The 26,135-nt window shown below is 34.7% G+C and carries 23 protein-coding genes and 1 other RNA gene; 20 read left to right on the top strand and 4 right to left on the bottom strand.

The genetic code is table 11. The features are described 5' to 3' along the window. Positions 1-19: 19 nt before the first annotated feature. Positions 20-1,060 (bottom strand): formimidoylglutamase, encoded by a 1,041-nt coding sequence (locus BXU11_RS13535; RefSeq protein ID WP_078212899.1) that lies wholly within the window; start codon positions 1,058-1,060, stop codon positions 20-22. Between the two features lie 87 nt (positions 1,061-1,147). Between BXU11_RS13535 and BXU11_RS13530 the strand changes: the two genes are divergently transcribed. Then, positions 1,148-2,023 (top strand): hypothetical protein, encoded by an 876-nt coding sequence (locus BXU11_RS13530; protein ID WP_024981837.1) that lies wholly within the window; start codon positions 1,148-1,150, stop codon positions 2,021-2,023. Positions 2,024-2,077: 54 nt separating this feature from the next. Here the strand turns inward: BXU11_RS13530 and hutI are convergent, their stop codons facing one another. Both hutI and BXU11_RS13520 read right to left on the bottom strand, forming a co-directional pair. Next, entirely contained in the window at positions 2,078-3,316 is a 1,239-nt protein-coding gene (gene hutI, locus BXU11_RS13525) for an imidazolonepropionase (protein ID WP_078212898.1), read from the bottom strand. A gap of 86 nt (positions 3,317-3,402) precedes the next feature. Further along, positions 3,403-4,476, bottom strand: a complete 1,074-nt coding sequence (locus BXU11_RS13520; RefSeq protein WP_078212897.1) for a glutaminyl-peptide cyclotransferase — start codon at positions 4,474-4,476, stop codon at positions 3,403-3,405. 88 nt (positions 4,477-4,564) lie between these two features. Between BXU11_RS13520 and ffs the strand changes: the two genes are divergently transcribed. The 6 genes from ffs (at position 4,565) to BXU11_RS13490 (ending at position 9,027) form a co-directional block, all read left to right on the top strand. Next, an RNA gene (ffs, locus tag BXU11_RS13515) (signal recognition particle sRNA small type) lies at positions 4,565-4,662 on the top strand. Between the two features lie 143 nt (positions 4,663-4,805). Next, on the top strand, positions 4,806-5,609 hold the full coding sequence (locus BXU11_RS13510; protein ID WP_078212896.1) for an SDR family oxidoreductase: 804 nt from the start codon (positions 4,806-4,808) through the stop codon (positions 5,607-5,609). 4 nt (positions 5,610-5,613) lie between these two features. After that, positions 5,614-5,814 (top strand): hypothetical protein, encoded by a 201-nt coding sequence (locus BXU11_RS13505; protein ID WP_078212895.1) that lies wholly within the window; start codon positions 5,614-5,616, stop codon positions 5,812-5,814. A 174-nt stretch (positions 5,815-5,988) separates the two neighbouring features. Beyond that, complete coding sequence (gene fsa, locus BXU11_RS13500) at positions 5,989-6,645, top strand: fructose-6-phosphate aldolase (RefSeq protein WP_078212894.1); 657 nt, start codon at positions 5,989-5,991, stop codon at positions 6,643-6,645. A 267-nt stretch (positions 6,646-6,912) separates the two neighbouring features. Continuing rightward, on the top strand, positions 6,913-8,688 hold the full coding sequence (gene rpsA / locus BXU11_RS13495; protein WP_078212893.1) for a 30S ribosomal protein S1: 1,776 nt from the start codon (positions 6,913-6,915) through the stop codon (positions 8,686-8,688). 111 nt (positions 8,689-8,799) lie between these two features. Further along, complete coding sequence (locus BXU11_RS13490) at positions 8,800-9,027, top strand: hypothetical protein (RefSeq protein ID WP_024981830.1); 228 nt, start codon at positions 8,800-8,802, stop codon at positions 9,025-9,027. Positions 9,028-9,062: 35 nt separating this feature from the next. Here the strand turns inward: BXU11_RS13490 and BXU11_RS13485 are convergent, their stop codons facing one another. Beyond that, positions 9,063-10,607 carry a hypothetical protein gene (locus tag BXU11_RS13485; protein WP_024981829.1) on the bottom strand — a complete coding sequence of 515 codons (1,545 nt, stop codon included), beginning with the start codon at positions 10,605-10,607 and terminating at the stop codon, positions 9,063-9,065. A gap of 153 nt (positions 10,608-10,760) precedes the next feature. On the opposite strand from BXU11_RS13485, the gene BXU11_RS13480 reads away from it, so the two are divergent. The 13 genes from BXU11_RS13480 to BXU11_RS13420 all read left to right on the top strand — a co-directional run bounded on the left by BXU11_RS13480 (position 10,761) and on the right by BXU11_RS13420 (position 26,080). Continuing rightward, positions 10,761-11,930, top strand: a complete 1,170-nt coding sequence (locus tag BXU11_RS13480) for a 2-isopropylmalate synthase (RefSeq protein WP_024981828.1) — start codon at positions 10,761-10,763, stop codon at positions 11,928-11,930. Positions 11,931-11,957: 27 nt separating this feature from the next. Beyond that, positions 11,958-13,073, top strand: coding sequence for a 3-isopropylmalate dehydrogenase (gene leuB / locus BXU11_RS13475; protein WP_078212892.1), 1,116 nt, complete (start codon positions 11,958-11,960; stop codon positions 13,071-13,073). A gap of 257 nt (positions 13,074-13,330) precedes the next feature. Continuing rightward, complete coding sequence (gene ilvD, locus BXU11_RS13470; protein WP_078212891.1) at positions 13,331-15,004, top strand: dihydroxy-acid dehydratase; 1,674 nt, start codon at positions 13,331-13,333, stop codon at positions 15,002-15,004. A 48-nt stretch (positions 15,005-15,052) separates the two neighbouring features. Continuing rightward, positions 15,053-16,747, top strand: a complete 1,695-nt coding sequence (ilvB, locus tag BXU11_RS13465; protein ID WP_078212890.1) for a biosynthetic-type acetolactate synthase large subunit — start codon at positions 15,053-15,055, stop codon at positions 16,745-16,747. Positions 16,748-16,752: 5 nt separating this feature from the next. Then, positions 16,753-17,271 carry an acetolactate synthase small subunit gene (gene ilvN, locus BXU11_RS13460; RefSeq protein WP_024981824.1) on the top strand — a complete coding sequence of 173 codons (519 nt, stop codon included), beginning with the start codon at positions 16,753-16,755 and terminating at the stop codon, positions 17,269-17,271. Positions 17,272-17,327: 56 nt separating this feature from the next. Beyond that, on the top strand, positions 17,328-18,797 hold the full coding sequence (ilvC, locus tag BXU11_RS13455) for a ketol-acid reductoisomerase (protein ID WP_078212889.1): 1,470 nt from the start codon (positions 17,328-17,330) through the stop codon (positions 18,795-18,797). Between the two features lie 325 nt (positions 18,798-19,122). Beyond that, on the top strand, positions 19,123-21,030 hold the full coding sequence (acs, locus tag BXU11_RS13450) for an acetate--CoA ligase (protein ID WP_078212888.1): 1,908 nt from the start codon (positions 19,123-19,125) through the stop codon (positions 21,028-21,030). A gap of 158 nt (positions 21,031-21,188) precedes the next feature. Next, on the top strand, positions 21,189-22,307 hold the full coding sequence (locus BXU11_RS13445) for an NAD(P)/FAD-dependent oxidoreductase (RefSeq protein WP_139363508.1): 1,119 nt from the start codon (positions 21,189-21,191) through the stop codon (positions 22,305-22,307). Beyond that, positions 22,308-23,027: a methyltransferase domain-containing protein gene (locus tag BXU11_RS13440; RefSeq protein ID WP_078212887.1), complete on the top strand. Its 720-nt coding sequence runs from the start codon at positions 22,308-22,310 to the stop codon at positions 23,025-23,027. Beyond that, positions 23,024-24,076, top strand: a complete 1,053-nt coding sequence (locus tag BXU11_RS13435) for a type III polyketide synthase (protein WP_078212959.1) — start codon at positions 23,024-23,026, stop codon at positions 24,074-24,076. The genes BXU11_RS13440 and BXU11_RS13435 overlap by 4 nt, the downstream gene beginning before the upstream one ends. An 11-nt stretch (positions 24,077-24,087) precedes the next feature. Further along, positions 24,088-24,510 (top strand): 3-hydroxyacyl-ACP dehydratase FabZ family protein, encoded by a 423-nt coding sequence (locus BXU11_RS13430; RefSeq protein WP_078212886.1) that lies wholly within the window; start codon positions 24,088-24,090, stop codon positions 24,508-24,510. A 13-nt stretch (positions 24,511-24,523) separates the two neighbouring features. Further along, positions 24,524-25,801, top strand: coding sequence for a beta-ketoacyl synthase (locus BXU11_RS13425; protein WP_078212885.1), 1,278 nt, complete (start codon positions 24,524-24,526; stop codon positions 25,799-25,801). Between the two features lie 15 nt (positions 25,802-25,816). Beyond that, the gene (locus tag BXU11_RS13420) at positions 25,817-26,080 is read left to right on the top strand and encodes an acyl carrier protein (RefSeq protein ID WP_024981816.1); all 264 of its coding nucleotides are present in this window, start codon (positions 25,817-25,819) and stop codon (positions 26,078-26,080) included. Positions 26,081-26,135: the final 55 nt, after the last annotated feature.

Here is a 26,135-nt window from a genome sequence, read left to right as displayed (position 1 = left end):
TTTCCTTTTAAAAGATGAGCTAAATAAAATTCTGATTGTGTCCTTTGATAAAATCTGTTACTAAATAACCGATTAATTTTCCTATCAAATGATTGTTTTGTTGGAAGTCTAAATCTGGTGCCCCTTCACAAATATGTATATAAGATGCATTTTTTTGTTTTGCGAAAAAAGAAATAAAAGTTCGTAATTCTTCAATTGAAAACCCACTTAAAGTCATGGCACTACTAGCAATGTTCGGAATTGCATCTAAGTCAATTTCTATTCCAAAAGAGTCGTTTTTTATGAAATCAAGCGCTGTTCTCATTTCTTGACCAAACTCTTTTTCTTTTCTAATATTGATAGCGTCATAGGTGGTATATCGTACTCGATCTTCCAATTTTTTTATCACATCCAAAACGCTTTTTGAGGTGTAGTTTTCATGCAAACCAAAGATGAAGTATTTTTTTAAGAAGCCTTCCTCAAAGGCATATGAAAATCCATTTCCGCTATGTCTACCTTCAAGAATTCGAAAATCAGAATGAGCATCAAAATTGACAGCGTTAATGGCTTTGCCTTTGGCCAAAGCTGTTCCTTTAATATTTCCGTAAGCATTGTTATGACCGCCTCCTATAATTATAGGTACTTTTCCGGATTGAATAATTTTGCAAACGATATACGAAACTTCTTTGTCAATTCTTTTAACTAACTGGCTTAACTTTGATCGATCATCAATATTATTAAAGTCTAAATCGGTAACGAGATTCATTTCTTCTCTAACGTCAATTTGTCCTAAAACTAAAATTTGACTGCCTTTACAAAAACGATTGTGTTGAATGTTCGCTATACCTTTGATGGCGCAATCCCAAGCAGAGGCGGCTCCTGGTCGACCGTAATTGGCTCTTACACCTATATCCTCAGGAATCCCGAATAATACATATTTCGCTTCCGAGGATTTGATAAATGACACTAATTCTGCTTCTTTGGGAACAGTAATCATTTTTTCACCAAACTTGATCTCTCCGCTTCTGTGGTTGGTAATTTTAGCCAGATCACTTGAAGTGAATCGGATTAATTTTTCCATTTTTTTCTTTCAAAAATACTATAAATATGTTAACAGTCGTTATATGATTAAAAGATTTGCTTAATTTTGCTTAAAAATTTAATTTACATGGAAAAAGAACAAAACAATTCAAGTTTAAAGGCTATTATAGCAGTATTAGCTGTTTTATTAGTAGGAAGTTTGGTGTACATATTTAAATTATCTTCTGATAAAGATGTAGTGAAAACCGAATTAACTACAACACTTAGCGAGAAAGAAACCTTAATGAAGGATCTACAAACGTTAAAAACTACGTATGATGCAGCTATCGCTGAAAATACAACAATGTCTGAAGAGTTAATCCAAGAAAGAGACAAAATCGTTGCTCTCATGGATGAATTAAATCAGTCAAAAGGCGATGTTTCTAAATACAAAACTCAATTGTCAGCTTTACAGAATAAAATGAAAGCGTTGATGACTGAAAATGAAGGGTTGAAACTAGCAAACGAAAGAGTTACTGCTCAAAGAGACAGTACGGTAGTTGTTTTAGGAGAATCTAAAAAATTCAATGAAGTTTTAGTAGGTCAAAATGAGGACTTGTCTAAAACTGTTGAAAAAGGATCTAAACTTACTGTTTTAAATACAAAAACTGCAGCTTACAAATTAAGAAGTTCAGGGAAACAAATTGAAACAGAAAGAGCAAGTAGAGCGGATATTTTAAAAATTAGTTTTACTATTGCTGAAAATCAAATTGCAAAATCAGGTGATAAAACCTATTATGTGCAAGTTATTGACAGCAAAAACAACGTATTAGGTGAAAAACAAACTGAGTCATTTGGTGATAAAACCTTAACTTATAGTTTTGCAAGTACTGTGACTTACCAAAACAAAACAGTAGATGTTGTTGAAGATCTTCCTGGGAAAAATTTTGAAAAAGGAACTTATTTTATCAATATTTTTGATAAAGGTGAATTGGTTTCTAAAACAAGCTTTTCTTTGAAATAGTCAAACATAATAGTTTAAGAAAAAGAGGCTGTCCGAAAAGGACAGCCTCTTTTTTTATGCATAAACTTTTCCATCAAGAATGACAGTGTCTATTAGATTGCTACCGAAGGCATACGGTAATTGGTAAAATGAATGAAGTGTTTTGGTAATAATTAAGTTTGCTTTCTTGCCAATAGTTATGCTGCCATGGGTGGTTGAAATTCCCATCGCGTAAGCACCGTTCAGTGTTGCGGCATTTATAGCTTCCTCGGGAGTCATTTTCATTTTGATACATGCCGTTGCAACTACAAAATTCATGTTGCCGGACGGGGTAGAGCCCGGGTTATAATCGGTAGCTAGAGCAAGAGGTAATCCTGCCGCAATCATTTTCCTAGCAGGAGTGTATGGAATACTTAAAAAGTAAGAACAACTTGGTAAAGCTACTGGCATTGTTTCCGTGTGTAGTAATGCTTCAACATCTTCTGGATTCATGATTTCTAGGTGATCCACAGATAGTGCTTTGTGTTTTACTCCCATTTGAATCCCGCCAATAGAGTTGAATTGATTCACATGGATTTTTGGTATTAAACCATATCGTAAACCAGCTTCTATGATTTTTTTAGTTTGTGCTACACTAAAATAACCAGTTTCGCAAAAGACATCTATAAAATCAGCTAGTTTTTCTTTAGCAATTTCAGGAAGCATTTTGTTAATGATAAGATCAAGATAGCCTTCCTTGTTGTCTTTGTATAAAGAAGGGTAGGCGTGTGCTCCCAAAAAGGTGGCTTTTATTGTGATAGGGTAGTTTTGAGCTAATTTTTTTATGACGCGTAGCATTTTTAACTCTCCTTCAACGGTTAATCCATAGCCTGATTTGATTTCTACTGCACCAGTTCCTAATTTTATGACTTCTTTAAGGCGTTGTTCTGATTGGGAATAGAGTTCATCTTCGGAGGTTTCGTTTAGTTTTTGAGCAGAGTTCAAGATTCCGCCCCCTCGATTGGCAATTTCTTCATAAGTTAGTCCATTGATTCGGTCAACAAATTCTTGTTCACGATTTCCTGCATAGACAATATGGGTGTGGCTATCACACCAAGAAGGAAGTACTATTTTGCCAGTTGCATCAATAATTTGGTCTACTTCACGAATTGGCATTTTTTCCATTGACCCAAAATCAGCAATTAGGTCGTTTTCTATAAGTAAGAAGGCATTTTTGATGCTGGGTAAAATAGCCATTTCTGCACCAGAAACTTTAGTACTATTTTCATTCCGAATCTGTAGTAACTCTTTTATGTTGGTAATTAGTGTAGTCATGATGATGAAGTGTATAAACAGAAATTTCACAAATAAGCATGATTTTCATGAAATTTGTGAAATTTGTGTGTTGTTTTTTTTAATTTTTATTCAGATACTTTGATCTCAAACATTTTATCCCAGTTTTTTCCGGTTACAAAAAATGTTTTTGTTTTTGGGTTGTAAGCAATACCGTTTAGTACGTCGGTATCTGTTCTTTGTGTGATTTTTTTCTTTAGTTCAACCAGATTTAAAATGGCTTCTACAGCTCCTGTCTTTGGGTTAATGACTGCAATGGCATCTTTTAGATAGACATTGCCATAAATTTTACCATTTACCCATTCCAATTCATTTACACCTTTTATTTTAGTATCTAAAGAGTACACATAAATACTGCTAATAGGTTGGAAAGTGTTAGGATCTATTATATGTATGTTTTCAGTACTATCGGTCATGTATAGATTTGTGCCATCAGAAGTTAGTCCCCAGCCTTCCATTTTTTTAAAATAGGGAAATGTTTTTTCTTTTTTGAAGGTATCGGCATTATAAACGTAGCCTTCATTACTTTGATAAGTAAGCTGGTATACTTTGTTGTTAAGAATCGTAATGCCTTCGCCAAAATATTGTTTAGCTAGTTCTACTTTTTTATAGACTTTTCCGGTTTTATAATCGGTTTTTCGTAAACTTGAAATGCCTCTTTTTCCACTTACACCTTGGCCGTTTCCGGTTCCTTCAAACAAGGTGTCTCTATAAAACTCTAGTCCTTGAGTGTAGGCTGCTGTATCATGTGGAAAAGTATTGACGATGGTATACTTTAGTAATTTTGGTTGCACGTCGGATACCAATTCGATTCTAGCTGTGGCAGCAGAAAAATTGCCGTCAAAATAAACTAGGGCTTTGATGTTTTGATATCCTAATTTTTGATCTTTAAAGGAATGATTCAAATACTCGGCTCCTTTTTTAGTTTCGATTTTTTTATCGTTGATAAAATAAACAATACTATCAATTGTTTTTGAATTGGGATTCAGAACACCAATTTTTGCAATGTCTTTTGCAGTGTAGTAAGGCTTAAAGGTTGCTTGATCGATAGTGAAAATAGAATTTTCGGCATTTTTTGTATCGCCACAACGAACAAGTATAATTCCTAATAAAATGACTGATAGGAAGTTGAGTTTTTTCATGATTAAAATTTTAGCTAAAGCTAATATACAACGATAATTTTAAGTGCCAAAGTGCTTGCGAAAATATAAAAAGATTGTATATTTGCACCGGCAAGTCCTACACGACCAGCTCCTGCAGACTCCCCCAGGGTGGGAACGCAGCAAGGGTACGCGGTTGAGCGGTGCGATGTAGGTCGCTTGCCATTTTTTACTTCTTCAATCTTCCAATTAGGGAGATTTTTTTATTTAAAACCGTTTCTGTTTTTATTTATTTTTTAAAAACGGTTGATTTCAACATCATTTTTCTACATTTACTTCACTAATTTAAAACAAAATTCAATATTTAATCTATGGCAAAAGTAGTGTTGATAACCGGAGGTTCGTCTGGTATTGGGAAGTCGATTGGTGATTTTTTACTTCAAAAGGGTTTTGTTGTTTATGGTACCAGTAGAAATCCAGATAAAGTGTTGCAAAGTAATTTTCCGCTGCTATCTTTGGATGTGAGAAATACGGATTCGATCCAAAAAGCAATACAGCACATCATTGCAACATCTGGACGAATTGATGTGGTGATTAATAATGCGGGAGTTGGAATTACTGGTCCTCTTGAGGAAATTCCAACAGTAGAAATCAGGAATAATTTTGAAACTAATTTTTTTGGTCCTATCGAGGTGATGAAGGCGGTACTGACACAAATGCGCTCTCAGGGATCAGGTTTGATTATTAATGTTACCTCCATTGCAGGTTATATGGGATTGCCGTATCGTAGTGTTTATTCGGCATCTAAAGGTGCTTTAGAACTGATAACCGAAGCTTTGCGAATGGAAGTCAAGTCTTTTGGGATTACTATTACCAATGTCGCTCCTGGAGATTTTGCTACTAATATTGCTGCCGGAAGGTATCATGCTCCTGTTTTACAAGGATCAGATTATGAGGTGGTTTACAAGCGAACACTTCAAGCAATGAATGAACATGTGGATAGTGGGAGTAATCCTAATGAAATGGCTAAAGCAGTGTATGAAATTATTCAGAATCCAAGACCGAAAATTCACTATAAAGTTGGGGTTTTTATGCAGAAGTTTTCAATTGTTTTGAAACGTTTGTTGCCTGATTTGGTTTATGAAAAAATGTTAATGAATCACTATAAATTATAATATTTTGGAAAAAATTTTAGATTTTCTGCCTGTTGTGCTTTGGGGACTTGTTGTATTAGCTATTTGGTACTTTATTCGCAATGTATTACTAGGTTTGAGCGATCGAATCAATAATTCAGAGCTCTATAAGGAAGATATGCTTAATGTTCTTGAGGAAATTAGAGACGAATTAAAAGAATTAAATAAAAAGAATTCTGTGGAATAACTATATTGTTGTAGTTTTGCGAAAATTTGCGTGAGGGATAGAAGCAAACTACCGAAGTAGTGCGTATAGCCCGACCCCATTTACCAAAGGCGCCTATAGCAGGTAGGATTGTAGCGCCTTTGGTAAATGGGGTCACGCCCAAGATAGAGAACACAATTAAACATAAATAATAGTATGAAATTTTTTATTGACACTGCTAACTTAGCACAAATTAAAGAAGCACAAGCGTTAGGCGTTTTGGATGGAGTAACTACAAATCCGTCTTTGATGGCCAAGGAAGGAATTACTGGTAAAAACAATATTCTTAAGCATTATGTTGATATTTGCAACCTTGTTGAAGGCGATGTGAGTGCCGAAGTAAATGCTTTGGATTATGAAGGTATGATTAAAGAAGGTGAAGAATTGGCAGATTTACACGAGCAGATTGTGGTAAAATTGCCAATGACAAAAGAAGGTGTAATGGCAGCGAAATATTTTTCGGATAAAGGCATTAAAACTAATGTAACGCTTGTTTTTTCGGTAGGACAAGCAATTTTGGCAGCAAAAGCAGGAGCTACCTATGTATCTCCATTTGTGGGACGTTTGGATGATGTTTCTACTGATGGATTGAATTTGATCGAAGAAATCAGATTGGTATATGATAACTACGGGTACGAAACTCAAATTTTGGCTGCTTCAGTTCGTCACACAATGCATATTGTGAATTGCGCTAAGATTGGTGCTGATGTAATGACTGGGCCTCTTTCGGCTATCTACGGTTTGTTGAAACACCCATTAACGGATATTGGATTGGCTCAATTTGTAGCTGATTTTGAAAAAGGAAATAAATAATCTTTATAGTTAAAAAAGGTTTTTACGTTCTAAAAACACATGAATCCCCTAATGATTTCGATTATTGGGGATTTTTTTTTAAAAGTGAATAGAAATCTAAATTTACTGTTTTTAAAAATTTGTCATCTTGAATAAATAGTGTACTTTTGCACACCTTTTGGTGAATAAGAGTTTCCTTTAGGTATCAACTATTTATGTAAAACAACTTCTGTTTTTTCTCTCACTTTAAGAAACTCAAGATAAACAGAATACAAATTTTTTATCAGCATGTCTGAACAATTAAAATCACAAGAAGAGTTTTTAGCAAATTTTAACTGGCATAACTTCGAAGAAGGTATCGATGCAGTAGATGAGAAAAACTTATTAGAATTCGAAGAACTAGTATCAAAAACTTTCATCGCTACAGATCAAGAAGAAGTAGTTGAAGGAGTAGTTGTTAGAATTACAGATAGAGACGTTATCGTTGATATCAACGCTAAATCGGAAGGTGTTATTTCATTAAATGAATTCCGTTACAACCCAGCTTTAAAAGTAGGTGACAAAGTAGAAGTATTAATTGACATCCGTGAGGATAAAACAGGTCAATTGGTATTATCTCACAGAAAAGCCCGTACTATTAAATCTTGGGATAGAGTTATTGCTGCAAACGAAACAGGTGAAATCGTTACTGGTTTTGTAAAATGCAGAACTAAAGGTGGTATGATCGTTGATGTTTTCGGAATTGAAGCATTCTTACCAGGATCTCAAATTGATGTTAAACCAATTAGAGATTACGATGTATACGTAAACAAAAACATGGAATTCAAAGTGGTAAAAATCAACCACGAATTCAAAAATGTTGTAGTATCTCACAAAGCGCTTATTGAAGCGGATATTGAAGTACAGAAAAAAGAAATAATCGGTCAATTACAAAAAGGACAAGTATTAGAAGGTGTTGTTAAAAACATTACTTCTTATGGTGTGTTTATTGACTTAGGTGGTGTTGATGGATTAATTCACATTACTGACCTTTCTTGGAGTAGAATCAACCACCCAAGTGAAGTGCTGGAATTAGACCAAAAATTAAACGTTGTAATCCTTGATTTCGATGATGAGAAAACAAGAATTCAATTAGGATTGAAACAATTAAACGCTCACCCATGGGATGCTTTAGATGCTAACTTAGCAGTTGGTGACAAAGTGAAAGGTAAAGTAGTAGTTATCGCTGACTACGGTGCTTTCATTGAAGTAGCTGAAGGCGTTGAAGGTTTAATCCACGTTTCTGAAATGTCATGGTCTACTCACTTACGTTCTGCTCAAGATTTCGTAAAAGTAGGAGATATCGTTGAAGGAGTTATTTTAACTTTGGATAGAGATGACCGTAAAATGTCATTAGGTATCAAACAATTGTCTCAAGATCCTTGGACTGACATTACTTCTAAATACCCAGTAGGTTCTAAACATACAGGTATTGTTAGAAACTTTACAAACTTTGGTATTTTCGTAGAATTAGAAGAAGGAATTGATGGATTAATCTACATTTCTGATCTTTCTTGGACTAAGAAAATTAAACACCCATCTGAATTTGTAAATGTTGGTGAAAAATTAGACGTAGTTGTATTAGAATTAGATGTTGATGGACGTAAATTATCTTTAGGTCACAAACAAACTACTGCTAATCCTTGGGATCAATACGAAGATTCATTCGCTGTAGGAACTATCCACAATGGTGAGATTTCTGAAATCGTTGACAAAGGAGCTACTGTAGAATTTGGAGATGATATCGTTGCTTTCATTCCTACTCGTCACCTTGAAAAAGAAGACGGTAAGAAATTGAAAAAAGGTGAATCTGCAGATTTCAAAGTAATTGAATTCAACAAAGAATTCAAAAGAGTAGTTGCTTCTCACACTGCTATCTTCCGTGAAGAAGAAGAGAAAAATGTGAAAGCTGCAACCGAAAATACTTCATCTGCTTCTACTAATGCGCCAGCTGCAACTTTAGGAGATAACAATGATGTATTAGCTGCATTGAAAGCTAAAATGGAAAAATCAGAGAAAAAATAATTTCTTGATTTTTTGAATATAGAAAGCCTCACAGCAATGTGAGGCTTTTTTTTGTGCAATTTTGTTTGTTCCTTTGTGCTAAACGATAGTGTATTTTTGAATCTATAACCAATGATGAAACCTTTAAAAGAAAAACTTTTGATACAAGACGCCACGATTCATAAAGTGCAATATGATAAAGAATGGTTTTTTAAATTGGATGATATGGCCTTTTATTTAAATGAAGATTTATCCGACGTGGAAAGTATTAAGCTTTTGATGTTAGTGGAGGGTGAAACAGAACTTGTACAATGCGCAACTTTTGAGGATATTCTGAGAGGGAGAAAAGAACGACAATAAAAAAAGGAGATCATAATAATTTGATCTCCTTTTGATTAACGGTTATTTAGTTTTGCTTTTTCTTTGATGATATCACTAATTTTTCGATTCTCAATCTTGCTTTCCAGCCACGAAATAATGTCAAGATATAAGAAAGCTCTCTTTTCATAAGTGTTTTTTTCGAGTGCAACAAAACGTTCTTTCATTTTAATAAACTCTTTTTTGATGTCACTGGGGTAAATTGCATTCAAGTTTTTCATAAAGCGAATGATTTCCTTTTGCACTTCGTGCAGGTCGTTCATTTTTATCAAAAACTTATACGTATTCTTGATTTGAGTTTCAATGTGGAAATCTTTTCCAGCCTCGTAATGCGCAATGATGCACAATAATCTTGAAAAGCACATCAAATCTTCTCTCATGGACAAGTTTTTATTGTTGATGATTTTTTCCAAATACCAAATACATTTATCATATTTTTCGTTACCGAAATAGATGGAGGCAAATTTGTAATAGAACAGCATTTCGTGATGCTCATCAAGATGATCATTGTGGATTTTTAACTTGTTTAGCACTTCTGGAATCAAATATTCACTTTCGATAAAACTTCCCTCAAGAATATGATAGTTTAACTTATTGTTGTATAAGTATAAAAAAGACAAACTTGCAATATTGTCATTCACCGGAAAGCGAGGATCTTTAATCGTTTCTTCAAGCAATCCTAAATATTTTTTGAATTTGGATTGGTATTTTAGCATATACAACGACTCCAATAAATAATTGTTTCCTTTTAAGAAAAAAACAGGATTCAAATAAATCATGTTCGGGTTGTCATAGAATAAAGTCACCCATTTAAAGGAATACTTAAAACTCGAAAGGAAGTCTTGTACCAAAAAACTACGCCATAAATTGGCATTGTAAAACCAATATTTTTCGCGAAAACCAAATTTAGATTCGTCTAATTTTGAAATGTGTTTTAAGAAATAATCGTCAATATATTGGTGCTCATGATCATTTTTTACGTAACCGGTCTTTAGCATTGTTCCATACAACTGCAAAGATAGATTGGACAATTTACTTGAAATAGTATTTCGGTAATTTAATTCTTTGGCTTGTATCACTAATTCGTCGGCACGACCTTGAATACTGCGCGTGATGTATTGTGATTCGATTAATTTTTCGAACTCAACAATTTCAAAAGCCATATATTTTTCGTCATTTTCTAAGGCAATCGCTTTGGTTTTGTCGAGGATCTTCAAACTTTGTTTGTACAATCCCTTATTGTACAAAATGGCAGCAAAATCAATTTGCTCTCTTAATTGATAACGCACATTTTGACTGGGAATATTTAATCGAATGCTAACTAATATTTGTTTGTATAAATAAGACTTAAGATTGGATAGTTGTACTTTTTTGATAAGTCCATTCTTTAAAATCATTTTCTCATCATAAGTATCCGATTTGTCTAGAATATTAAAAAGCTCTATGAATTTGGTGTTCGAACTGGTCTCTAAACGACTAGCGAAAATCTTAAACTGACGTTTTTCGGACTTTGAAAGGGACTTAATTAATACAAATAAAAAATCTTTTTGATGGTTAGCCATTGTAAAATAATATGTCTTAAAGTATTGTAAATCAATAAGTTGTTGGTTATTAGTTGATTTTATGAAGAGTATATTTGAATATATTGGTTTTTATTCTTGTATACCTAAATCTATTTTTGTTATGAGATGTGAAATTACATTAAATATATCAAAATGAATAGAGAGAAAGTTCAAATTTTTGACACCACCTTACGAGACGGAGAGCAAGTTCCTGGATGCAAGCTAGATACTAAACAAAAATTGATTATAGCTAACCGTTTGGATGAAATGGGTGTAGATATCATTGAGGCAGGTTTCCCTGTTTCAAGTCCAGGTGATTTTTTATCTGTTTCAGAAATAAGTAAAATTGTTAAGAATGCAACGGTTTGTGGACTAACTCGCGCCGTAAAAAACGATATTGATGTTGCCGCTCAGGCTTTACAATATGCCAAAAAACCTAGAATTCACACTGGTATTGGTACTTCAGATTCGCATGTGATTCATAAATTGAATACGACTCGTGAGGATATAATCGAAAGAGCAAAAGCAGCTGTTGCTCATGCAAAATCTTATGTTGAAGATGTAGAGTTTTATGCAGAAGATGCCGGTCGTACCGACAATGAATTTTTAGCTCGAGTCTGCGAAGAAGTCATCAAATCAGGTGCTACTGTTCTAAATATTCCTGACACCACGGGTTATTGTTTGCCAGAAGAATATGGAGCAAAGATTAAATATTTAAAAGAGAATGTCAAAGGCATTGAAAATGTTATTCTTTCTTGTCATTGTCACAACGATTTAGGAATGGCTACTGCCAATTCTATTTCGGGAGCCATCAACGGAGCCAGACAAATTGAATGTACCATTAATGGAATTGGAGAAAGAGCTGGGAATACTGCATTAGAAGAAGTGGTGATGGTGTTCAAGCAACATCCTTATTTGAATTTGGATACCAATATCAATACCCGTCAATTGAATGAAATGAGCCGTTTGGTTTCTGAAAGTATGGGGATGATTGTTCAGCCTAATAAGGCAATTGTTGGTGCAAATGCTTTTGCTCACAGTTCAGGAATTCATCAAGATGGCGTGATTAAAAACAGAGCAACGTATGAAATTATGGATCCTTTAGATGTTGGTGTCAATGAATCATCCATTATTTTGACTGCAAGAAGTGGTCGTGCCGCTTTAGCATATCGAGCCAAAAAAGTTGGATATGAATTAACCAAAGTACAATTGGATATAGTGTATCAAGAATTTTTAAAGTTTGCCGATATTAAAAAAGAGGTACTAGATATGGATATTCATCAAATTATTGAAGTTTGTAAAATTAACATTCAATCCGCATAGGTTCTTTTAACATTAAAAACAAAAATTATGAATTTAAAAATAGCTGTACTTTCGGGAGATGGAATTGGTCCAGAAGTTACCTTGCAGGCCAAAAAAGCGTTAAATGCAATTGGTGTGGTTTTTAACCATGAATTTGTTTTTGAAGATGCCTATATTGGTGCCATCGCTATCGAAAAAACAGGGAAACCACTTCCAGATCAAACCTTAAATTTGTGTAGAAATACCGATTGTATCCTTTTTGGTGCTATTGGTGATCCTATGTATGATAATGATCCATCAGCTAAAATTCGCCCTGAACAAGGTTTATTGAAGCTTAGAAAAGAATTAGGATTGTATGCCAACATCCGCCCCATAAAAGCCTATCCTCATTTAATGCATTCTTCACCTATAAAAAAAGAAGTTTTGGATGGAACTGATTTTGTAGTGTATAGAGAATTGAATGGAGGTTTGTATTTTGGGAAAAAGTCAACCAATGAAACCGAAACCTATGCTTCTGATTTATGTGAATATGAAGAAGTAGAAATTGCCAAAATTACACATTTGGCCTTTAAAGCAGCTCAAGCCAGACGCAAGAAAGTGACATTAGTCGACAAAGCCAATGTATTAGAAACCTCTCGTCTTTGGAGAAGAGTAGTTACTGAAATTTCCAAGGATTACCCTGAAGTTGAATTGAATTTCTTGTATGTCGACAATGCCGCCATGCAAATCATTTTGAATCCAAGACAGTTTGATGTTTTATTGACCGATAATTTGTTTGGTGATATTCTTTCAGATGAAGCAAGCGTTATCTCGGGTTCAATCGGCTTAATGGCATCTGCTTCTATAGGAGATTATCATTCGTTATTTGAACCTATTCACGGTTGCTATACCGAGGCTAAAGATAAAAATATTGCTAATCCAATAGCATCCATTTTGTCGGTAGCCATGCTGTTGGAACATTTTGGATTATTTGAAGAAGCCAAAAAAGTAATTGCGGCGGTAGAAACAGCCATAAGCAATCAAGTCGTCACAGTTGATTTAAAGGTAGATTCACGATTTGGCACAAATGAAGTCGGAGATTTTATCGCAAATTATATTATGGATGCAGAAGATTTGTACTTTAAGAAGGATTTTGTACAAATTGGTCGTTCAACAATAGTATAGTTTTTCAAGAGAAACATTATAAATAGAGAAATACATTGTTTATTTGTTCCAATTTTTTAGTATTTTTGGATTTCAATAGATAAACAATGCAAAAACAAACCTTTATTATTACCTCTATTATTAATGTCATCGTAAGTATTACGCAGGCAAGAGGAATGGTATAGGCATATGTAAAACATATTTCTTTGAAACCTTCCAATGATCTTGGAAGGTTTTTTTTTAGACAAATAATAAATAGTAAAATATAAAAAAATAGAATGGAATTAAATAAATACAGTAAAACAATTACTCAAGACATTACACAACCTGCCGCCCAAGCCATGTTGTACGGAATTGGATTAACTGAGGAAGATTTAAATAAAGCACAAGTAGGAATTGTAAGCATGGGTTACGAAGGGAATACTTGTAACATGCACTTAAACGATTTAGCAAAAAAAGTCAAAAAAGGCGTTTGGGATGCCGATTTAGTAGGACTGATTTTTAATACGATTGGGGTTAGCGACGGAATTTCTAACGGTACTGATGGTATGCGTTATTCATTAGTTTCCAGAGATGTAATTGCTGATTCTATCGAGACTGTTATGGGAGCACAATGGTATGATGCTATGATTGCCATTCCAGGTTGTGATAAAAACATGCCAGGAGCTTTAATTGCCATGGGAAGAGTCAACCGCCCAGCCATAATGGTATATGGTGGTTCCATTCATTCAGGAGAATGGAAAGGTGAGAAGTTGAATATTGTGTCAGCTTTTGAAGCTTTAGGTAAAAAACTGCAAAACACTATTTCTGAAGAAGATTTTAAAGGGGTAATTCAAAATTCTTGCCCTGGTCCAGGAGCTTGTGGAGGAATGTATACCGCCAATACTATGGCTTCGGCTATTGAAGCATTAGGAATGAGTTTGCCTTATAGTTCTTCTAACCCAGCTTTGAGTGAACAAAAAAGAAATGAATGTTTGGATGCTGGAAAATACATCCGCTTGTTACTTGAAAAAGACATCAAGCCAAGAGATATCATGACTCGAAAAGCTTTTGAAAATGCAATTACAATTGTAGCTGTTTTGGGAGGATCAACCAATGCGGTAATGCATTTAATTGCAATGGCACATTCGGTTGATATTGAAATCACCTTGAAAGATTTTCAAGATATTAGTGATAAAACGCCAATGTTAGCCGATTTAAAACCTAGTGGAAAATATATGATGGAAAATCTTCATCATGTGGGTGGTGTTCCAGCAGTATTGAAATATTTATTAAAAAACAGTTTAATTCATGGAGATTGTATGACTGTTACTGGAAAAACAATTGCTGAAAATTTAGCCAACCTTCCAGATCTGAATGATGGTCAAGAAGTGATACACGATATTCAACGTGCCTTAAAACCTACCGGGAATATTCAAATTTTGTACGGAAATCTTGCTGAAGAAGGTTGTGTAGCCAAAATTAGCGGAAAAGAAGGAGAGTATTTTGAAGGTACAGCCGTAGTTTTTGAAAGTGAATTTGAAGTAATTCCGGGTATCGAAGCTGGAAAAGTAAAACCAGGAAATGTTGTCGTTATTCGCTATTGTGGGCCTAAAGGAGGTCCAGGTATGCCTGAGATGTTGAAACCAACATCTGCCATAATGGGAGCAGGATTAGGAAATTCTGTAGCTTTAATTACAGACGGTAGATTCTCGGGTGGTTCTCATGGTTTTGTGGTAGGTCATATCACTCCAGAAGCTTATGATGGTGGTGGAATTGCTTTAATTGAAGAGGGAGACGTAATTAGCATTGACGCCGTCAAGAACACGATTAACCTTAAAATTTCTGATGAAGAATTCGCAAGACGTAAAGCCAATTGGGTACAACCTCCATTAAAAGTTACGAAAGGAGTTTTACTTAAATACGCAAGAGCCGTTTCGAGTGCTTCAACAGGTTGTGTAACGGATAAATAATAAGAATGATACGAAAATGAAAGAGATTTCATTTAAAAATAAATACTCATGGAAACAAATAGAATAACAGGAGCTGAAGCCATCATCAAATGCCTTCTTGAAGAAGGAGTTGATATCGTTTATGGATACCCAGGAGGCGCCATAATGCCTGTTTATGATGAATTATATAAATTCCAAGACCAATTGCATCATGTTTTGGTACGACATGAACAAGGTGCTACTCACGCCGCACAAGGTTATGCCAGAGCCACTGGAAAAGTAGGAGTAGCTATTGCTACTTCAGGTCCAGGAGCTACAAATTTAATCACTGGAATTGCAGACGCTCAAATTGATTCCACGCCGATGGTTTGTATTACAGGACAGGTTGGGAAACATTTACTAGGTTCTGATGCTTTTCAAGAAACAGATATTATTGGTATTTCAACTCCAGTAACCAAATGGAATTACCAAGTAACTGAGGCCACAGAAATTCCGGAAATAATAGCAAGAGCTTTTTATATCGCTCGTTCGGGTCGACCTGGACCTGTTTTGGTAGATATTACCAAAAACGCTCAGTTTGATGAATTAGATTTTAGTTATACCAAATGTAAAGGAGTTCGCAGTTACTTTCCAAAACCTGTTTTGGATCACAAAAAAGTAGCTGAAGCCGCCGCCTTAATTAATACAGCAAAAAAGCCGTATATCGTTTTTGGTCAAGGGGTTATTTTAGGTGAGGCAGAGCAATTGCTAAAAGATTTGATTGAAAAAACTGGAATACCAGCGGCTTGGACCATTTTAGGGCTTTCTGCGTTACCTACAGATCATCCTTTAAATGTTGGGATGCTTGGCATGCATGGTAATTATGGTCCCAATGTTTTAACGAATGAATGCGATGTTTTAATTGCCATCGGTATGCGTTTTGATGATCGCGTAACTGGTAATTTAGCTACCTATGCCAAACAAGCCAAAATTATTCACTTTGAAATTGATCCTGCCGAGGTCGATAAAAATGTAAAAACCGATGTGGCAGTTTTGGCAGATGTCAAAGAATCTTTAGCTGCCTTGATACCATTGGTAAACAAAAATACACATGAAGCTTGGCATAATGAATTCAAAGAAAAATATAGAATTGAGTTAGAAAGTGTGATCGATGAGGAGTTAGCTCCAAAAGGAGAAGGGATTTCAATGGGAGAAACGATCGAGATGATTAACAAGCATTCTAAAGGAGATGCTATTATGGTTTCGGATGTGGGTCAACACCAGATGTTTACTTGTAGATATTCTAAATTTAATCAGTCCAAAAGCAATATTACTTCGGGAGGATTAGGTACCATGGGATTTGCTTTACCCGCCGCTATTGGCGCCAAAATGGGGCGTCCAGATCGCGAAGTGGTAGCTATAATTGGTGATGGAGGGTTTCAGATGACCATTCAAGAATTAGGAACGATTTTCCAGACCCAAGTACCAGTAAAAATAGTGGTATTGAACAATGAATTTTTGGGAATGGTACGTCAATGGCAACAACTGTTTTTTGACAAACGTTATGCCTCAACGGAAATGATCAATCCTAACTTTGTTGCCATCGCTGAAGGATATTACATCAAAGCCAAAAAGGTAACCAAACGAGAAGATTTGGATGCTGCCGTGGCTGAAATGTTGGCTTCAAAAGAAGCTTATTTCTTGGAAGTAATGGTAGAAAAAGAAAATAACGTGTTTCCGATGATTCCTACTGGAGCATCAGTATCAGATATCAGACTAAGTTAATTGTTATGGAAAATAAAACATTCACGATTTCTGTATATTCAGAAAACAACGTAGGCTTATTGAACCGAATTTCAGGAATATTCCTAAAACGACATATTAATATTTTGAGTTTAAACGTTTCCGAATCCGAAATAGAAAATGTTTCGCGTTTCATTATCGTAGTAAACACCACCGAAAAATGGGTACAAAATATTGTAGGTCAAATTGAGAAACAGATTGAGGTCATCAAGGCTTTTTATCATATTGACGAAGAAACAATTTTCTTAGAAAGTGCAATTTTCAAAATAGAATCAAGTTTGCTGTTTGATGAACGACAAATTCAAAACATCATAAAAGAGAGTAATTCACAAATTGTTACCGTATCAAGAGACTTCTTTGTGATTTCTAAATCCGGAAAACATTCCGAAATAGTAGATTTGTACAATAGCCTAAAACCTTTTGGTATTATGCAATTTGTGCGTTCTGGCAGAATTTCGGTTTCAAAAGCAAAAATGGAAATTTCTTCATTATTAGAAAATTTGTGATTCACAACCCAATAAACATTATAAAAAAATTAAAAAATCATTTAACAATAAAAAAAATGGCAAATTATTTCAATTCATTACCACTTAGATTACAATTAGAACAATTAGGCGTTTGCGAATTCATGGATCAATCTGAATTTGCAAATGGAATAACAGCTTTGGCAGGAAAAAAAGTAGTCATTGTAGGTTGTGGAGCTCAAGGACTAAATCAAGGTTTGAACATGAGAGATTCAGGTTTAGATATTTCTTATGCTTTACGCGCTGAGGCAATTGTTCAAAAAAGAGCTTCTTACATGAACGCAGCAGATAATGGTTTTACAGTAGGAACCTATGAAGAATTGATCCCAAGTGCTGATCTTGTTTGTAATTTAACTCCTGATAAGCAACATACTGCAGTTGTAGACGCCATCATGCCATTGATGAAAGAAGGAGCGACTTTGGCCTACTCACACGGTTTTAATATTGTTGAAGAAGGTATGCAAATTCGTAAAGATATTACTGTAATTATGTGTGCGCCAAAATGTCCAGGCTCTGAAGTTCGTGAAGAGTACAAAAGAGGTTTTGGAGTGCCAACCTTAATTGCGGTACACCCAGAAAACGATCCAAACGGATTAGGTTTAGAGCAAGCCAAAGCCTATGCAGTAGCTACAGGTGGTCATAGAGCTGGTGTTTTGAAATCTTCTTTTGTTGCTGAAGTAAAATCTGATTTGATGGGAGAGCAAACTATTTTGTGCGGTATGCTACAAACGGGTTCTATTTTGTGTTTTGACAAAATGGTTGAAAAAGGAATCGAGCCAAGTTATGCTTCAAAATTGATTCAATACGGTTGGGAAACCATCACGGAAGCATTAAAACATGGAGGTATTACCAATATGATGGATCGTTTAGATAATCCTTCAAAAATTGAAGCCTATGAATTGGCTGATGAGCTAAAAGATATTATGCGTCCTTTATTCCAAAAACATATGGACGATATCATTTCGGGTGAATTCTCAAAAAATATGATGATTGATTGGGCCAATGATGATATCAATTTATTGTCATGGAGAGCGGCGACTGCCGAAACTAATTTTGAGAAAACTGCACCAACTGAAGCTCCAATTTCAGAGCAAGAATATTTTGATCATGGTGTTTTAATGATTGCGATGGTAAAAGCGGGAGTGGAATTGGCTTTCGAAACGATGACAGAATCTGGAATTATCGAAGAATCTGCTTATTATGAATCCTTACACGAATTACCATTAATCGCTAATACCGTGGCCAGAAAGAAACTGTATGAAATGAACCGAATCATTTCGGATACCGCTGAATATGGTTGCTATTTATTTGATCATGCTTGTAAACCATTATTGGTAGATTTTATGAAAAGCATTGATACTAACGTAATCGGAAAACCATTTTCGACCTCAAACCAAGTAGATAATGCGGTTTTGATTGCTGTAAACAACACCATTCGTCAACATCCAATTGAAGAAGTAGGTGCTTGGCTACGTGAATCTATGACGGCAATGAAAAAAATAGGTTAAATTAAGAATTACCATACTATCTAATAGTGTGCTGATGAACACAAATCAATGCAATATTCTTTTATTTGAATTAGTTATTTTTCATTGCACTGGTCAATAGCAATCGGATTCACTTAACTTTCGATAAAGTTGAGTGAATGTAATTTTTTCAATAAATGTTTTGACTAAAATAGTGTCAAACCAACAAAGCCATGCTTAAATAGCATGGCTTTTTTTATATGAAATTTAACAGTATAAATAGGAATCCTTGCTAAATATTATATTTTCAATTGTAAAGTTCAAAAAAGGATTTACTATATTTGAATACTAGATAAAATTAAAAAAAATGAGTTATTTCAAAATCGAAAATTTAGAACAATATTTCAAGCATTACAATAAATCTGTTCGTGAACCAAGAAAATTTTGGGGCAAAATTGCAGAAGAAAATTTTACTTGGTATCAATATTGGGATAAAGTTGTTGATTTTAATATGGCTACTGCAGAAGTAAAATGGTTTACTGATGCTAAAGTAAATATTACAAAAAATTCAATCGATAGGCATTTAGCCAAAAGAGGCAATAAAAATGCAATTATTTTTGAACCTAATAATCCTGATGAAGCTTCGCAGTTTATCACTTATAACGAGTTACATCAAAGAGTTTGTAAAATGGCCAATGTTCTTAGAGAACAAGGGATTACAAAAGGAGATCGAGTTTGTATTTATTTGCCAATGATTCCTGAACTAGCTATTTCAATGCTAGCGTGTGCTAGAATTGGAGCAGTTCATTCTGTTATTTTTGCGGGTTATTCTGCTTCTGCCGTAGCGGCTAGAATCAACGATAGTACTTGTAAAATGGTGATTACTGCCAACGGTGGTTTTAGAGGAAATAAAACCATTGAACTAAAAAGTATTATTGATGATGCATTAGAAAATTCTCCTTCGGTAGAAAGTGTTTTGGTGGCCCAACGTACCGAAACCCAAATTGAAATGAAACCTGGAAGAGATCAATGGTTGCAGCCGCTTTTGGATAACGCTTCGGATAATAATGTGGCAGAAATCATGGATGCTGAAGACCCATTGTTTATACTTTATACGTCAGGAGTTACAGGAAAACCAAAAGGAATGGTGCATACAACTGCAGGGTATATGGTATATACTTCTTATACTTATAAAAATGTTTTCAATCACGATGAAAATGATATTTTTTGGTGTACCGCAGATTTAGGATGGATTACAGGACATTCCTATTCGTTATATGGTCCTTTATTAAATGGAGGTACAACCGTTATTTTTGAAGGAACGCCTTCGTATCCAGATTTTAGTCGTTTTTGGGAAACCATTGAAAAACATAAAATCACTCAGTTTTATACTGCTCCTACAGCGATCCGTTCTTTAGCTAAAGAAAGTTTAGATTATGTGCAACGTTTTCCATTGAAGTCTTTAAAAGTTATTGGATCCGTAGGTGAACCCATCAACGAAGAGGCTTGGCATTGGTTTAATGATCATGTGGGTGATAAACGTTGTCCAATTGTTGACACGTGGTGGCAAACTGAAACAGGAGGTATTATGATTGCCCCGATTTCTTTCGTTACACCTACCAAACCTACCTACGCTACATTACCTTTGCCAGGGATTCAACCAGTATTAATGGATGAAAAAGGAAATGAAATTCAAGGTAATCAAGTGGTTGGAAGTTTGTGTATAAAATTTCCATGGCCTGGAATTGCTAGGACCATCTGGGGAGATCACCAACGCTATATCAACACCTATTTTTCTACCTTTCAAGGGAAATATTTTACAGGTGATGGCGCTTTACGAGATGAAGTGGGGTATTACAGAATTACGGGTAGAGTAGATGATGTAGTAATTGTTTCAGGGCATAATTTAGATACAGCTCCTATAGAAGATGCTATAAATGAACATCCAGCAGTAGCAGAATCGGCAATTGTAGGTTTTCCACATGAAATTAAAGGAAATGCATTACTTGGATTTGTGATTTTAAAAGAAAGTGGTGAATACAGAGATCGTGATAATGTGACTAAAGAGATCAATCAAATTATTACGGATCATATTGGTCCTATAGCTAAGCTCGATAAAATTCAGTTTGTTTCGGGATTACCCAAAACACGATCTGGTAAAATTATGCGACGAATATTACGCCAAATTGCGGCAAGTGATTTTTCTGATTTTGGTGATACTTCTTCATTACTAAATCCTGAAATTATTGATGAGATTAAGATAAATACAATATAAATAAACTTGTTTTTATTGTCAAAAACTGCTTTTTGAAACACAAAAGCAGTTTTTTTTGTTTAGTGAAATTACTTCTATTTTGAAAGTACTTACTATTTTACGCTTGATTCTTATTATTGGTATTTATGTAAAAACAATTGATTACATTTACTCATATCATGAAAAAAGAAGTAGTAATAATAGGTGCTGGTCTAGCTGGATTAACGGCAGGAATACAATTATCTCGAAACGGTATTTCGGTAATGATTATTGAAAAAAACGACTTTCCCAAGCATAAAGTTTGTGGTGAGTATGTTTCGAATGAAGTCAAAAGTTATCTTGAATTTCTTGACGTTCCTTTCAAAGAGGCCAATCCATCTTCAATTGATCATTTTGAGTTTTCAACATTAATAGGTAAAAGCGTAACACAGCCCTTGCCTCTAGGTGGATTTGGTATTAGTCGCTATACTTTGGATTTTCTTTTGTATAAAAAAGCCCTTTCAAACGGCTGTACAATCCTGAAAGATAAAGTAGAAAATTGTTCTTTTGATAATGAAGTGTTTACTATAGAGACAGCACAAAAAAAAACTATTCATGCTACTGTTGTGCTTGGTGCTTTTGGAAAAAAAGCCAATTTAGATTACAAGATGGATCGGCAATTTATCCATAAAGAAGCACCTTGGTTAGCCGTAAAAAATCACTACACTGGTGTTTTTAAAAATAATATGGTTGGATTGTACCATTTTAAAGGTGGGTATTGTGGTGTTTCAAAAATCGAAAATGATGTAATCAACATCTGTTATATCACGAATTTTATTTCTTTTAAAAAATATAAAAACATTGCTACATTTCAGGAAGAAGTCCTTTTTAAAAATGAAAAATTGAAAACAATTTTGCAAAGTTGTACTCCTGTTTTTGAAAAGCCATTAACCATTAGTCAGTTTTCTTTTGATGATAAAGAAGCTGTGTCGAATCATGTGTTAATGATTGGAGATGCTGCAGGTCTCATCCATCCTTTATGTGGTAATGGAATGGCCATGGCGATTCATAGTGCTAAAATTGCCTCCGAACTCACTACAGATTTTTTAAGGAACAGTGTTACTAACAGATTGGTCTTCGAGCAGGAATATACCAGTCGATGGAATGCAACTTTTAAACAAAGACTTCAATTTGGCAAATGGCTAAGTAAAATTTTAGAAAAACCAATACTAACTTTGATTGTACTTCAAATTTTGCAAATTTTCCCTTTTCTATTACAACAAATCATTAAACAAACTCACGGAAAACCTATAGCATAAATGAATGTATTTGTACCAACAACTTATCGTACCTCTGCAGAGGAAATCATGGATGATTTTTCGTTAGAGGGCGACGAATTAAGAGAGGCACTTGATAAAATTGCCAAAATAAATCAGTTATTAGGAGGCAATTCCGTAACAGTATCAGGTATTGAAAAGCTATTGAAAAATTGTGATCCTTCAAAAACCATTCGGATTATTGATTTGGGTTGTGGTAACGGTGATATGCTTCGTACCATTGCAAATTTTGGAAAGAAGAATGCGCTCCATTTTGAGTTGATAGGTATTGATGCTAATGCTTATACCATTGCACATGCTACACAATTATCACAAAATTTCAATACTATTCGTTATAGTTGCGAAAACATTTTTGATTCCTCCTTTAAGCAAAAAAAAGCTGATATTTTTTTATGTACCTTAACATTACATCATTTTGAAGATGCTGAAATTGTGACTTTGTTACAAATGTTATATGCTAATGCCAATTTAGGGATCGTTATTAATGATTTGCATCGAAGCGCGTTGGCGTATAGGTTGTTTCAAGCTGTTTGTTTTGTTTTTCGTTTAAATCGTATGTCGCGACAAGATGGTTTAACCTCAATATTACGAGGGTTTAAAAAAGAAGAATTGTTCGCATTCTCAAAAATAATACATCCAAAACACTTTAGTGTGAGATGGAAATGGGCTTTTAGATATCAATGGATAATTTCAAAATTATGAAAGTTAAGATTTGCACAGTAGCCAAACAATTGCCCGATTTTTCAAAGGCAACGCATGAAATTATTCCTTTTTTAGACACTTGGCTAGAGGGTCAAGACGATCGATTTATTCGAAAAGTAAAAAAGATATTCGAAGGCGCCGAAGTAGATAAACGCTATTCTATTATGGATCCGATGGAGGTTTTTACACAAACTTCATTTGCGGAGCGTAATGCAATTTACAAGCGCGAAGTCATTCAATTGGGTGAAAAAGTATTGCTAAAAGCGCTAGAAAATGTGAACTGGTTAGCAACCGATATTGATTTTATTATCACTGTAAGTTGTACCGGAATAATGATTCCTTCACTTGATGCGTATCTGATTAATCGATTAAAAATGAGATCTGATGTTGTTCGTTTACCCGTTACCGAAATGGGTTGTGCAGCTGGAATTTCAGGTATTATTTATGCCAAAAATTTTCTAAAAGCAAATCCAGGAAAAAAAGCTGCAGTTATTGCTGTTGAAAGCCCAACCGCGACTTTTTTATTAGACGATTTTTCCATGGCTAATATTGTGAGTGCTGCCATTTTTGGTGATGGTGCTGCCTGTGTTTTGTTGTCTTCAGAAGCTGAGGCCGAAGGTTCAACTATTATTGGAGAAGAAATGTATCATTTTTATGATGCTATTGATATGATGGGCTTTGAATTAATGCCTTCTGGGCTACAAATGGTATTAGATCCTAAAGTCCCCGAAACAATAGCAGCACATTTTCCAGCGATCATTCATCCTTTTCTAAAGAAAAATGATCTCACTATTTCAGCCATTGATCATTTAATTTTTCATCCCGGCGGAAAAAAAATCATTCAAACAGTAGAAGCTCTTTTTGAAGGATTGGGTAAAAATATTGAGGCTACTAAAAAAATCTTGCGATTGTATGGCAACATGTCTAGTGTAACGGTCTTGTTTGTTTTAGAGGAAATTCTGAAACAGCAACCCATAAAAGGATCTAAAGGTTTAATGTTAAGTTTTGGCCCAGGTTTTTCGGCTCAACGCATTCTTTTAGAATTTTAAATACCTACTTTATGCAAAAAATTATTGCTGGTTTACCGTATACAAAGCCTTTCTTGTTTGTGGATTCGCTTCTTTTTATTGATGAGAATAGAGTGGTTGGTACTTATAGGTATGATGAAAATTTGGATTTTTATCAAGGTCATTTTAAAGATCGACCTGTAACGCCAGGTGTTATTTTAACCGAAACGATGGCTCAAATTGGATTAGTCTGTTTGGGTATTTTTTTATTAAATGATAAGTTTAATGAAGGGATCCTAATTACTTTAACATCAAGTGAAATCAATTTTTTAAAACCTGTTTTTCCAAATGAAAAAGTTACGGTGTATTCAGAAAAAGTGTATTTTAGATTTGGAAAACTAAAATGTAAAGTTTGGATGGAAAATGAAAAAAAGGAAGTGGTTTGCAAAGGTTTTTTAGCAGGAATGATGAAATAAAAAATAGCATAACATGAAAAAAAGAGTTGTAATTACAGGTTTAGGCGTAGTTGCTCCAAATGGAGTAGGGGTTTCAGCTTTTGCACATGCTATAAAAAATGGGATTTCAGGTATTGCGTTTGATCCCGAATTAGAACAATTAGCTTTTTCGTGTCAAGTTTCAGGTAAGCCAACTATTTCTGAAGCTTTGGCTCTAGAATATTTTACGGCACTTGAACTGAAAAATTTTAAAGCAACAGGTATTTTATATGGTGTTATTGCAGGCATGGAAGCTTGGAAAAATGCAGGTTTAAGTATTAAAAACGATACATCACCCGACTGGAACAGCGGAACTATCTTTGGAACAGGAACTTCAGGAATTGAAAAATTTAGGGAAAGTATATACAAAATTGACGACTTGCAAACCCGTCGATTAGGAAGCACTACCGTGGCACAAACCATGAATAGCGGTGTTAGCGCTTATTTGGGTGGAAAATTAGGTTTAGGAAATCAAGTCACTACAAATTCATCGGCCTGTACTACAGGAACCGAAAGCATTTTAATGGGATTTGAAAGAATAAAGTCAGGCTTGTCCAAGCGCATGTTGGTGGGAAGTACCAGTGATTCGGGACCTTATATTTGGGGAGGATTCGATGCTTTAAAAGTTTGTACATATAAACATAATGCAACGCCAACGCAGGCTTCAAGACCTTTTTCGTCTTCAGCTTCCGGTTTTGTTCCGAGTAGTGGGGCAGGTGCGTTGGTTATTGAGGATTTGGATACAGCTATTGCTAGAGGTGCCACAATTTATGCTGAAATAATTGGAGGGAATTGTAATTCGGGTGGTCAAAAAGGGAATGGCTCTATGACGGCACCTAATGGAGTAGCTGTTCAAAAATGCATTACAGACGCATTGCTTAATGCAGAAATTAATGCCTCAGCACTGGATGCGATTAATGGACACGTAACAGCCACAAGTAAAGACTCATTTGAAATTGAAAATTGGTGTAAGGCATTACAATTACAAGGAAAAGATTTTCCTTATATCAATTCTTTAAAATCAATGGTAGGGCACTGTCTTTCTGGAGCAGGAAGTATTGAAAGTGTTGCTACCGTCTTACAATTATATGATGATTTCATTTTCCCCAATTGCAATTGCGAAGATTTGCATCCAGAAATCACACAATGGATTGATCCCTCAAAAATACCAACTGTTGCACTAAACAAAAAAATGGAGTATATTGCTAAAGCCAGTTTTGGATTTGGAGATGTAAATGCTTGTATCATTTTCAAGAAATGGAAGTCTAACTAATAACTAAAACCATTAATGTCAACTTACAACGAAAACAAAATAGAACAGCTTAAGAATATAATTTTGCCCTATGTTCAAAATGCAGAAATGTTAGAGTCCTTGTCAGAGGAAACAGATTTTATCAGAGATCTAAATATAAATTCCTCCAACTTAGTCGATATTGTTCTAGATATTGAAGAAAAATTCGACATTGTGATCGATAATACTTCAATGGAACGAATGACCAATGTGAAGGCGGCTCTCGAGATAATTGAAGAAAAATTAAATCCTACAAAATGATAGCCAAAACGCATCGTTTGCCATCCTTCAAATACTTTTGAAGGTATTGTAGCAA

It is taken from the genome of Flavobacterium sp. LM5, from assembly GCF_002017945.1.
Classification (GTDB): Bacteria; Bacteroidota; Bacteroidia; order Flavobacteriales; family Flavobacteriaceae; genus Flavobacterium; species Flavobacterium succinicans.
This window is presented reverse-complemented; position numbering and strand designations above follow the sequence as displayed.

Excerpts from the sequence above, each read along its gene's own strand:
- BXU11_RS13535 (WP_078212899.1), bottom strand. The coding sequence starts at position 1,060 with ATGGAAAAATTAATCCGATTCACTTCAAGTGATCTGGCTAAAATTACC.
- BXU11_RS13530 (WP_024981837.1), top strand. The coding sequence starts at position 1,148 with ATGGAAAAAGAACAAAACAATTCAAGTTTAAAGGCTATTATAGCAGTA.
- hutI (WP_078212898.1), bottom strand. The coding sequence starts at position 3,316 with ATGACTACACTAATTACCAACATAAAAGAGTTACTACAGATTCGGAAT.
- BXU11_RS13520 (WP_078212897.1), bottom strand. The coding sequence starts at position 4,476 with ATGAAAAAACTCAACTTCCTATCAGTCATTTTATTAGGAATTATACTT.
- BXU11_RS13510 (WP_078212896.1), top strand. The coding sequence starts at position 4,806 with ATGGCAAAAGTAGTGTTGATAACCGGAGGTTCGTCTGGTATTGGGAAG.
- fsa (WP_078212894.1), top strand. The coding sequence starts at position 5,989 with ATGAAATTTTTTATTGACACTGCTAACTTAGCACAAATTAAAGAAGCA.
- rpsA (WP_078212893.1), top strand. The coding sequence starts at position 6,913 with ATGTCTGAACAATTAAAATCACAAGAAGAGTTTTTAGCAAATTTTAAC.
- BXU11_RS13490 (WP_024981830.1), top strand. The coding sequence starts at position 8,800 with ATGATGAAACCTTTAAAAGAAAAACTTTTGATACAAGACGCCACGATT.
- BXU11_RS13485 (WP_024981829.1), bottom strand. The coding sequence starts at position 10,607 with ATGGCTAACCATCAAAAAGATTTTTTATTTGTATTAATTAAGTCCCTT.
- BXU11_RS13480 (WP_024981828.1), top strand. The coding sequence starts at position 10,761 with ATGAATAGAGAGAAAGTTCAAATTTTTGACACCACCTTACGAGACGGA.
- leuB (WP_078212892.1), top strand. The coding sequence starts at position 11,958 with ATGAATTTAAAAATAGCTGTACTTTCGGGAGATGGAATTGGTCCAGAA.
- ilvD (WP_078212891.1), top strand. The coding sequence starts at position 13,331 with ATGGAATTAAATAAATACAGTAAAACAATTACTCAAGACATTACACAA.
- ilvB (WP_078212890.1), top strand. The coding sequence starts at position 15,053 with ATGGAAACAAATAGAATAACAGGAGCTGAAGCCATCATCAAATGCCTT.
- ilvN (WP_024981824.1), top strand. The coding sequence starts at position 16,753 with ATGGAAAATAAAACATTCACGATTTCTGTATATTCAGAAAACAACGTA.
- ilvC (WP_078212889.1), top strand. The coding sequence starts at position 17,328 with ATGGCAAATTATTTCAATTCATTACCACTTAGATTACAATTAGAACAA.
- acs (WP_078212888.1), top strand. The coding sequence starts at position 19,123 with ATGAGTTATTTCAAAATCGAAAATTTAGAACAATATTTCAAGCATTAC.
- BXU11_RS13445 (WP_139363508.1), top strand. The coding sequence starts at position 21,189 with ATGAAAAAAGAAGTAGTAATAATAGGTGCTGGTCTAGCTGGATTAACG.
- BXU11_RS13440 (WP_078212887.1), top strand. The coding sequence starts at position 22,308 with ATGAATGTATTTGTACCAACAACTTATCGTACCTCTGCAGAGGAAATC.
- BXU11_RS13435 (WP_078212959.1), top strand. The coding sequence starts at position 23,024 with ATGAAAGTTAAGATTTGCACAGTAGCCAAACAATTGCCCGATTTTTCA.
- BXU11_RS13430 (WP_078212886.1), top strand. The coding sequence starts at position 24,088 with ATGCAAAAAATTATTGCTGGTTTACCGTATACAAAGCCTTTCTTGTTT.
- BXU11_RS13425 (WP_078212885.1), top strand. The coding sequence starts at position 24,524 with ATGAAAAAAAGAGTTGTAATTACAGGTTTAGGCGTAGTTGCTCCAAAT.
- BXU11_RS13420 (WP_024981816.1), top strand. The coding sequence starts at position 25,817 with ATGTCAACTTACAACGAAAACAAAATAGAACAGCTTAAGAATATAATT.